General features: G+C 25.6%; 11 protein-coding genes and 1 pseudogene. 2 read left to right on the forward strand and 10 right to left on the reverse strand.

The window, feature by feature from the left end; translation table 11 throughout:
- Positions 1-305: 305 nt before the first annotated feature.
- On the reverse strand, positions 306-1178 hold the full coding sequence (locus CLPU_RS06170; RefSeq protein WP_050354779.1) for a hypothetical protein: 873 nt from the start codon (positions 1176-1178) through the stop codon (positions 306-308).
- Between the two features lie 284 nt (positions 1179-1462).
- Between CLPU_RS06170 and CLPU_RS06175 the strand changes: the two genes are divergently transcribed.
- Together CLPU_RS06175 and CLPU_RS06180 are read left to right on the forward strand one after the other, a co-directional pair.
- Positions 1463-2455 carry a lipoate--protein ligase gene (locus CLPU_RS06175; protein ID WP_050354780.1) on the forward strand — a complete coding sequence of 331 codons (993 nt, stop codon included), beginning with the start codon at positions 1463-1465 and terminating at the stop codon, positions 2453-2455.
- A 156-nt stretch (positions 2456-2611) separates the two neighbouring features.
- Entirely contained in the window at positions 2612-3664 is a 1053-nt protein-coding gene (locus CLPU_RS06180; protein WP_050354781.1) for an FAD:protein FMN transferase, read from the forward strand.
- Positions 3665-3804: 140 nt separating this feature from the next.
- Here the strand turns inward: CLPU_RS06180 and CLPU_RS17180 are convergent, their stop codons facing one another.
- The 9 genes and pseudogenes from CLPU_RS17180 to CLPU_RS06220 all read right to left on the reverse strand — a co-directional run.
- Positions 3805-3981 (reverse strand): hypothetical protein, encoded by a 177-nt coding sequence (locus CLPU_RS17180; protein ID WP_157857704.1) that lies wholly within the window; start codon positions 3979-3981, stop codon positions 3805-3807.
- 201 nt (positions 3982-4182) lie between these two features.
- The gene (locus CLPU_RS17185; RefSeq protein WP_050354782.1) at positions 4183-5568 is read right to left on the reverse strand and encodes a hypothetical protein; all 1386 of its coding nucleotides are present in this window, start codon (positions 5566-5568) and stop codon (positions 4183-4185) included.
- Positions 5569-5628: 60 nt separating this feature from the next.
- Positions 5629-7137, reverse strand: coding sequence for a sensor histidine kinase (locus CLPU_RS06190; RefSeq protein ID WP_050354783.1), 1509 nt, complete (start codon positions 7135-7137; stop codon positions 5629-5631).
- A gap of 36 nt (positions 7138-7173) precedes the next feature.
- On the reverse strand, positions 7174-7851 hold the full coding sequence (locus tag CLPU_RS06195; RefSeq protein ID WP_050354784.1) for a response regulator transcription factor: 678 nt from the start codon (positions 7849-7851) through the stop codon (positions 7174-7176).
- A 163-nt stretch (positions 7852-8014) separates the two neighbouring features.
- Positions 8015-8677 carry a peroxiredoxin gene (locus CLPU_RS06200; protein WP_050354785.1) on the reverse strand — a complete coding sequence of 221 codons (663 nt, stop codon included), beginning with the start codon at positions 8675-8677 and terminating at the stop codon, positions 8015-8017.
- Positions 8678-8774: 97 nt separating this feature from the next.
- Positions 8775-9212 (reverse strand): N-acetyltransferase, encoded by a 438-nt coding sequence (locus CLPU_RS06205; RefSeq protein WP_097677540.1) that lies wholly within the window; start codon positions 9210-9212, stop codon positions 8775-8777.
- A 59-nt stretch (positions 9213-9271) separates the two neighbouring features.
- Positions 9272-9751, reverse strand: coding sequence for a methylated-DNA--[protein]-cysteine S-methyltransferase (locus CLPU_RS06210; RefSeq protein ID WP_050354787.1), 480 nt, complete (start codon positions 9749-9751; stop codon positions 9272-9274).
- A 168-nt stretch (positions 9752-9919) separates the two neighbouring features.
- Positions 9920-10228: a hypothetical protein gene (locus CLPU_RS06215; RefSeq protein WP_050354788.1), complete on the reverse strand. Its 309-nt coding sequence runs from the start codon at positions 10226-10228 to the stop codon at positions 9920-9922.
- 130 nt (positions 10229-10358) lie between these two features.
- A pseudogene (locus CLPU_RS06220) lies at positions 10359-10513 on the reverse strand (IS200/IS605 family transposase); the annotation flags it as partial.

The raw sequence follows: 10513 nt of genomic DNA on the forward strand, positions 1-10513 counted from the left end.
CACAAAACTATCACAGATAGTAAATATAATTGTATTTATTAAGACTAGTCAATAAAAATCTTAAAGGAGGAATGAATATGAGATGGAAGTTTAAACAAATAACTAATGTATCAAAATAAGGTTTATAAACAAAGTTACTATAGCTTAGATACTAAGATTTTTTTAATATAATTCTCACTGAAAACTTGTTAAAATTAAAAGTTATAAATAGTCTTACCTAAAAGCAAAAGGAAAACTTTCTCGGTTTTCCTTTTTTTATTAATCTAAATTTCAATAAAATATTATTTTTACAAACTAAATATTCTTTATTCGTACTCCATATACATATAATTTCTATTTTCAATGCTTTTAATCTTAAATTTTTTATCTTTATATTCTATTAGCGATATCATGGTACTTATTATATCAGTATCAAATTCTCCTATGATTTTAGTATGGCCTTCTAATTCATACACTCCATCAAGGTTATTATCAACAGGTCTTATATATTCATATCCTGAAATATTTAGCTTTTTATTGTTTATTACTTTTCCATCTTCATTATATATAGTACCTATATAAATTTCTTTTTTAGAAGATATGTCTATCATCGTAGCTGACCTTGTTTCTTTATTATTTATACTGGCTATATAATCATCTTTAAATTCTAACTCAAAATTTATATTTCTATTTAATTCTTCATTAGATACTAAAGTTACTATATTATTATCTATAAAAGTATATATACCTTGTACTTTATTTTGACTGTTTTCTTTTAATGAACTTTCAACTAAAACATCCTTTATCTTATCTCCATTAAAGTCTCCTAAAAATAGTATATTCTTTTCTCCACTGGAATTTGGAATCTCCATTAATATGTATTTTTTACTAGTCTCATTTTTAACAACTATACTTAAGTTTTCAGCGTACAATGAATTTTTCGATTTTTTCTTTCCTAGCAAAAATATAGTATCTTCTTTATTATCACCAGTAACATCTCCTCGTTTAATATCTAATATATACTTTTCTTCCTTTAACTTAATGTTTTCATCTCTAAATATTTCATTTACTTTAAATTTCTTATTAGTTATATTCATAACACTTACTGAATCCTCAATATCTATAAATCCTCCAAACCCTATAACCAGTAATGGTATAATTATTATAGTTGATACAATATATTTGCTATACCTAAACAATTTATATCCCTCCTACTTGTACTATTAATATGTTTTATAAATTGGTCATAGTACAACTTTATTACTTTTTTATTATTTTATGTATATTGAACTTATGTCTTACTTAAGAAGTTGTTTTACTATATAATTAGATAATATAAGTATATTTAGTAATAAACCTAAACAATCCAAAAACTATAAAATTCTTATCTCTCATTTGTAGAATTGTTAGTTATCGGATGAATTAAATAATCTTAATTAAATATGTCTATAAATTAAAAATAAAAGATAAGGATGTGACGTACATGCTGTTTATCAGAAATGATTCAAAAAACCCTTATTACAACTTAGCTCTAGAAGAATATGCTCTAAAAAATCTACATTTAAATGATGATTTCCTCATATTATGGCAAAATGCTCATACTGTAGTTGTTGGAAGAAATCAAAATACTATAGAAGAAGTTAATAGTAAATATGTAAAAGAAAATGATGTGAATGTAGTAAGAAGAATGTCTGGAGGAGGAGCTGTTTATCATGACTTGGGTAATCTAAACTACACTTTTATTACTCGTTCAGATGACAATAGTAAAAATAACTTTGTAAAGTTTACAAAGCCTGTTATTGATGCTTTGGAAACTTTAGATGTACATGCTGAATTTTCTGGTAGAAATGATATAACTATAGACGGTAAAAAGATTTCTGGTAATGCTCAATATTACTATCAAGATAGAATGTTACATCATGGAACTATATTATTTGATGTTAACTCTGATATTCTAAAAGACGTTTTAAATGTTAAGCTTGATAAAATTGCATCTAAGGGAATAAAGTCTGTAAAGTCAAGAGTCACAAATATATGCCAACACCTTAAAGAGAAAATCACTATTGAAGAACTTAAAAATATACTATTAAAATTTATTTTAGAAACTAATGATATCTCAATCAAAGAATATATTTTATCTCCAAGTGATATTGATAATATAAATAAGCTTATGGAAGAAAAGTATTCAACTTGGGAATGGAACTATGGAGAATCTCCAAAATTTGAATTACAAAAGTCTAAAAGATATGAAGGCGGAAGTATAGATTTAAGATTAAATGTAAAAGAAGGTAACATAACAGCATTTAAAATATATGGTGATTTTTTTGGACGTAAAGATGTATCTGAACTTGAAAAGTTAATTATAAATAAAAATTTTGAAGAAGATTCAATAAGGAATGTATTTAAAGATATTGATATAACTGATTACTTTTATAATATAACAATTGATAACTTCATAGATTGTATGTTTTATTAAGATATTTAACATTACTTTAATAATTTTTTATTTAATTTATTCTAATCCTAAACTTAATATTTAATATTTGTACTTTATTAATTACTATAGATACTTCTATGTTATAATCTATCTATATTTATATTTTGTCATTCTATATGTGGAGGTTTTAGACTCATGAATAAAAAAAATATTGCTTTAATTTTTGTTATAGCTCTATTAGCGTTAGTTGGCTATAAGCTATTTTTTAGTGACTCTAAAAAGTCTGAAGAATCTAAACCTATTTCTAAGACAACCTATCTTATGGGAACTATTATTAATTTAAATATCTTTGAAAATGCATCAGATGATATTTTTGAAAAATCCTTTGATATAGTAAAGAGAATAGAAAATAAAATGAGTCCGAATATAGAAAATAGTGAAATTAGTACTATTAACAAAAATGCTGGTATATCTTCCACAAATGTATCTCAAGAAACTTTTAATGTAATAGAAAAAAGTATAAATTATTCTAATCTTTCCAAAGGATATTTTGATATAAGTACAGGTCCTTTAGTTAATCTATGGGTAATAGGAACTGAAAAAGCAAGGGTTCCTAGTGAAGATGAAATAAAACAACTGTTAGATAAAGTAGGTTATAAAAATATAGCTTTAGACAAAAACAATAGTAGTGTAACATTATCGAAACAAGGAATGATGCTAGACCTTGGAGGTATAGCTAAAGGATATACTGCTGATGAAATAGCTAAATATTTAAAGTCTCAAAATATAAATAAAGCTATTATAGATTTAGGTGGAAATATATATGCTCTTGGAAGTAAAAGCAACTCTGAACCTTGGAAAATTGGTGTTCAAAATCCTTTTGTAGATGCAAGAGGAACTCATATTGGTATTTTAAGTGTGAGAAATAAATCTGTAGTAACCTCTGGTGTTTATGAAAGATTTTTAGAGGCAAATAAAAAAAGGTATCATCATATATTAAATCCCTTTACAGGATATCCTATTGATAATAATTTGATGAGTGTAACTATAGTTTCTGACAAGTCTATAGATGGTGATGCTCTTTCAACTTCTGTATTTTCACTAGGTCTTGAAGAAGGCTTAAAACTAGTCAAAAGTCAAAAAAATGTTGAAGCAATATTTGTAACTAATAATAAAGAAGTATATATAACTCCAGGTCTTAAAAATAACTTTGAACTAACTGATAAAAATTTTAAACTTAAAAATTAGATATTTAATATATATTAATATACCTTTAATTTGTTAAAACTGATTCTATAATAATACAATCATAATAAATAAAAAATCGCTATCGTATGATATAGCGATTTTTGTTTATTATCGTATTTATCTTAAATTATAATTATATATTAAAGATAAGTATTTATTACAAAGTCCTCTCCCCAGTCATAGCTTTGATAATCTATATTTATGTTTGACGTAAGTTTCAATATCTTTTTATCTAAAACTACATTCATTCCTTCTACTTTATACAATTCATCTTTTTCTGTTGGATCATCCAGAGTCCATTCGAATATTATGCCCATTCAAGCTTTTCTTCTAATATAGAATCTAACATTTTTCCCTTCAAGACCCTCTTCTTTTATTTTTTCTTTTGCTATATCTGAAACTTGGAATTTCATATTCTTCACCTCTATTGTATTTTCGATTTGTATATTAGTATATACCCAATCCCTTCTTAGCAAACCTTTTTCCCAAATTTCATGAATATTATATTTTCTTACTTATTATTTCTTTGTAAATTTAAAAGTTCTTATTTTATCTAAGTAATTAACAGTTTCTTCTCCATTTTTTTCTTGTCTAGTTCTATATATCATAGCTTTATTACTATTTTCTGTCCAGTGAGAAACCACTTCTAGTATACTGTATGATTCTTCTTTTGAATTATCCAATACTTTAATTGGTGATATAAGATTTCCATCTATTATTTCAGCTGCATAAATTTTAGTTGAATATTCATTATTATATTGTTTATTTAGTGTTTCTATTAGTATTTTATCTTTACTAGGAGAAAGTTTGTAGCTAGGTATCGAGTTTCCTTCTTCAGTTTTAATTCCTGCAATTAATTTTGTTATATTTTTATTAGATATATCATATACAAATATTCCAGAATTGCCTTGATATTCTCCTGAATATAATAGTTTATTATTATCTAAAAAGTCTATTTGACTTATAAAGTTTTTATTTGTATCTTCAGTAACTAAAACTTCTTTCATATTTCCCTGGAAATCGACTTCATATATTCCACCTTTCCCACCTATGGACAAATCTATATATAATTTGTCATTAAATATTTTTTTAATACTATATCCCTTTACCAAATCAAAAGTTTCTCCTGTTTTTTCATCCTTAGCAATTGCTACTGAAGATTTAGCTTGAAAAGAAGATTTACTATCATTATATTTGTCTAATATACTTTGAAAAGTTCCATATCTTCTATTTTTTCTTGAGCCCTGCCCTAACTTATTTTCTATATTTCTTTGGAGTTCTGCATCTATTAAGTTGTTATTATGCTTTTCGATAAAGTCATTTATATCTATATAAATATACTGTTTCTTATTCACATCAAATATTGTAAAAGTACCAAACTTCCATTCATTATCTTTATCCCCTGTATATGCTAAATAATTTCCTTTATGGTCCATAAATCTTATATCATCAGAAGGATATCCACCACGATCTTGTTCTATAGGTATCATTTTATTAGTCATTACATCATAAACATATACTTCTTTATCTTTAAAAAGAAGTATTCTTTTTCCATCTTCACTTACCTCAAAACCTTTCATGTCTACTATCTTTCTTGTTTTATTAGTTTCTAAGTTTTTTCCATAGAGAGCATTGTTTTTGTTAAAAAATATTTCTTTATCGCTACTCCCTTTAAAATCTTCAGTTTTTACATTTTCTGTTATCTTTATTGTATCTATTTCTTTTACTTGTAAGTTACTATCCTCAGATCTGGTATCTAAAGAAACATTCTCACTTATTACTGTCGTTTTCCCTTGACTACTATCTTTAGCATCTGCATCATTTCCTACATTACAACCTGTAAATATACTTATTATAAAAATAATTAACAGTATTAATTTAATTCCTTTACTTTTCAACTTCATAGAAAATCCTCCTTATTTATTATTTTCCTTAAATCTTACTAAATAAATATTGCTAATTTTCTATGAAATATTGCCAAATTGTTGCCAAGAAGGAATTTTTATTATAACTTTTACTGTTCCATCTTTACTCTCTAAGTTTATATCTCCACTATGTTGTCTCATTATATTTCTACATATATATAATCCTAATCCATTACTTCCTTTTTCTTTATTTTCTTTTCCTTTCAATCTATAAAATGGTTCAAAGACTTTGTCTATTTTATCATTTGGAATGTCATCACTTTTATTCTCAATTTCTATTTCTATATATTTATTCTTTATGATAGGCTTAACATATATATCTGTTTTCACTCTTCCATATTTAATTGCATTATCTAGTACATTTATAAAAACTTCTTTTAACTTGTTTTCATCTCCTGATACAAATAAATTATTATTTATGTCGTATTTTATATTCATTTTATATTTATTAGCCTTTATATTCATATCTGTACATATTGAGTATAATAGTTCTTTTAAATTTACTTTAGTAAAACTTAATTTATCTTCATATGTACTTGTTTTAGAAACTTCTATTAAATCTACAACCATTCTGTGAAGTCTATCACTTTCTTCTTTGATTTTACTTGAAGCTCTATTTAAAAACTCTAAATCATCAAAGTCTTTTTGACTCATTATTTGAGCATATCCTGATATTGTAGTGAGAGGTGTTTTTAGTTCATGTGTGACATTATTAAAAAATTCTGTTCTAGATTGCTGAAGCTTTAGAACTTTTTCTTTTTCTTTAGTTATAGTGTTCATCTGGCTTTCTATCTTTTCTTTCATGATATTAAAGTTCTTCCCTAGTTCTCCCACTTCATCTTTGTTTTTTATATTTATATCTACATCATAATTTCCTTTTGAAACTTCTTTTAATCCTTTACTAAGCTTTAATAATGGTCTAGTTATATTTAGGGAAAGAATGTATGAAAATATAAATAAAATTAGAAATAGTAGTACTGTTACATAAGTAAATATACTTAGAAATCTTTCATTAGATTCGCTTATATATGTATAATCCTTACTAAATCTTAATATCCCTAAGTTATTTTCTTTAATATGAAAAGGATAAGAGAAATTAGCGATTAGCTTATTATTAACATAATTAGTTCTAAGGGCCGCTTTGTTCTTAATAGCTAAATCTAAATCATAGTTACTTATATCTTTTAAATCAATAGAATTATTCTTATTAAATGCAACCAAATTATGATTTTGATTATCATAGACTTCTAATTGGTTGCCGTTTGTATCATATAAAGAAACTCCTACATCATAAGTTTTTAATAGCTCCATCCCTATTAATTCTTTATTTTTTTCAAATGAATCACTATTCTCTGTCAATTCTTTTACTACAAAAAATTGTTTTAGATAATTTCTAGAACTTTTATATAGCTCTTCCATATCTTTTTTTATTATTTCTTCCGTATTTTTATATACTATATTTTGGGCCAAAAGATTTAAGCTCATAAGAGCTATAAAAAAAACAGTAAAGTATCCTATTAAAAACTTATATTTTATAGATATCTTCATTATTTCTCTTTTCTCTCCTTTATTTTATCTACTATATCATCCTCTAAACCTATATCCTACACCATATATTGTTTCTATAATATTAGGATCAACTTTTTTCCTTACTCGTTGGACATGTACGTCTATGGTTCTTAAATCACCTTCAAAATCCATATCCCATACTCTATCTAAAATATCTTCACGCTCAAATACTCTTCCTTTATTCTCACAAAATAATAATAACAGGTCATATTCTTTTGGTTTTAACTTTACTTCTTTATTATCTTTGTATATCTTTCTACTTAGCCTGTCCAGCTTTATATCATTTCCTATATAAATAATCTCTTGTTTATTATGATCTTTTATATTTTCTAGTCTTCTTAATATTACCTTCATTCTTGCTATGACTTCTCTTATGTCAAATGGCTTAGTTATATAGTCATCTGCTCCTAACTCTAAGCCTAATACCTTATCTACTATATCATTCCTAGCTGTAAGCATTAAAACAGGTATTTTATATTTTAAGTTTATTATTTTACATATGTCAAAACCATTCATATCTGGTAGCATTATATCTAATATTATCAGGTTAGGATTCATTTTTTCTATAGTTTCTATTCCTTCCTTACCTGTAAAAACACATTTTACAGAATATCCCTCTTTTCTAAGAGAATAAGACAGTATATCACAAATTGACTCTTCATCTTCTATTATTAATATTTTATTTTTTTCCATCGCTATCCTCCTAGCTTTTATAATTTAAAAGTCCATTGTCTTCTAAGTATATATAATCTATTTAATATAACAAAACACATGTAAAGTCAATAAAATAAAAAGTAATGAATTTAGTTTGTCAATCTAAACTCATTACTTTTATAATTTCTCTATTAATGATATACTACTTTCTCGGCTTTTTAAAGCATAAATACCAATCTATACATTCCAATTCTTTATGACACCTTTTTCGTTCCTTTAATTCTTTATAAGTCTGTGGAGGAGGAATTACTACTGGTTTACCAGGTATCCAATTAGCAGGAGTAACTACTTTTTCTTTATCACTTGTTTGAAGTGCATCTATAAGACGAAGTATTTCTGGAATATTTCTTCCATTTGTAAGTGGATAAACCAAAATTGCTCTAATTTTTTGTTTTGGATCTATTACAAATACGTTTCTTACTGTTTCAGTAGAACTAACATCTGGTGAAATCATTCCATATGCTCTAGATATTCTTCCATCTCTATCAGCAATAATTGGAAAAGGTATTTCAACTCCTGTATTTTCATAGATATTATATACCCAAGCTAAATGAGATGGGTTACTATCTATACTTAATCCTAAAAGCTGTGTATTTCTATTTTTAAAATGACAAAAATATTTTGCAAATGCTATAAATTCAGTAGTACAAACTGGAGTGAAATCTCCAGGATGCGAAAAAAGAACTATCCACTTTCCCTTAAAGTCTGAAAGTTTTATTGTTCCAAATGTAGTCAATGCCTTAAATTCAGGTGCTTTCATTCCTAATTTAAGACATTTAGATTCATTATATTTATGCTCTCTCATGTAATTTTCTCACCACCATAAGTTTTTTTAATTTAGTCATATATTTACATATTATGTGTAATACGTACTTATGGTGTTCTTAGCATTTATATTTAGATTATTTATTAAACTCCATTATACATTCTACTTCCTTAGTTTTTTCATCAATATTTTCTGACTTTATTTTAAATCCCATCTTATCATAAAAATTAACTGCTCTTTTATTCTTCTTATAAACTCCTAATCTCAACATACTATATTTAGATTTTACATAGTTGATTAAATGTTTACCGATTCCATTTCCTTGGGAATTAATATCTACAAATAAACCTCCTATATATTCTTCTGACACAATACTTATAAATCCTTTTATCTCATCATCTTTTAAATATAAGTATGTATCTGAATTAGGTATATACTCGTTTTTCACTATGTCATAGTTACTTATCCAATATTCTTTCGGTATGAAATCATGTGCTTTAATATTCGCTTCTTGCCATATTGTCATTACTCTCTTAAGTTCAGTTTCATTATTTATATCTAATTTTCTAATCAATGTAATTTCCCTCATTTCAAAACTTTTACTTTTATTTTATAATTTCCCCAATATAAAGGTTATTTAGACACAAAAGTTTTTTCATGATTTAATAACCATTCTTTTCTTTCAATTCCTCCTGCATATCCTGTTAGACTTCCATTAGCTCCAATTACTCTATGACAAGGAACTATTATACTAATAGGATTTTTGCTATTAGCATTTCCAATTGCTCTTACTGCTTTTTCATTTCCTATTTTTTCTGCAATATATTTATAAGAAACCACTTCTCCATAAGAAATATTAGTTAACTCATTCCATACCTTTTTCTGAAAATCAGTTCCAGTAAAGGATATTTTCAAATCAAATTTATTCCTTTTACCTTTAAAATATTCGTCTAACTGTACATATGCTTTTTTCAATATACGTGGAACTTTATTAAACTCTATATCTTGCTTTTCTTCATCAACAAATATAACTGATAGAATACTATCTTCATCACTTGTAATTTCTAAAATTCCTATAGGTGATTTATAATAATCAAAATATTTCTTACTCATAGTTATCCTCCACAAACTTTATTTAATCTAGCTTGATTAATATTATATCTTTTCAAATCTACATCTTATATAATTTTACTTTATTATTATATATTAAAATTTTTGGTAGATATGTATTTTATTCTATTATCCAATATTATTTAAATGTTTATTTATTGTTTTTTTAATTTATATATTATCACATTCTCTTTGTAAATAATATTTTATAAATAAATATGTTAGTACTATAACAGCTACATTTTGTGTAACAAAATAATTAATGCATGATAAATTAGTTATTTTTGAATTTAAAATCTCAACTAAAGCACATAAAATGCCGGCAAATAAAAAACCAATCAAAAATTGTGTCAATCTCTTTCTTATAGGAAAGAATCCTAATGCAGATAAATCTTGTTTTTGTATCACTCGAAGTATTATCCATGATAGTATCAATTGAATTATTATTCCTAATATAAAAGAGCACTTCCCCCTTTTCATTTAATTAATCATGACCACCCGTCAAACGGGTGGTTTGCTCAGCCCTATAAGGGCATATTACTTGCTGTGTCTTAAGACACCCTGAAAGGTTTGCCAACTGCTATAGTTTTTCAGGGCACCCCTTAAGGGGTTATTTTTTCTTCCCTTTGGCTACCTCTTCACCCGTAAACGGGTCTATAAACTCTTTCAAACTTATTTGATCACCTGCTATATCTTCTTGCATTTGATTTTTTATATACTCTGCAATTGCCTTTTTATTTCTTCCTACTGTATCTACATAATATC

It is taken from the genome of Gottschalkia purinilytica (assembly GCF_001190785.1).
Taxonomy (GTDB): Bacteria; Bacillota; Clostridia; order Tissierellales; family Gottschalkiaceae; genus Gottschalkia_A; species Gottschalkia_A purinilytica.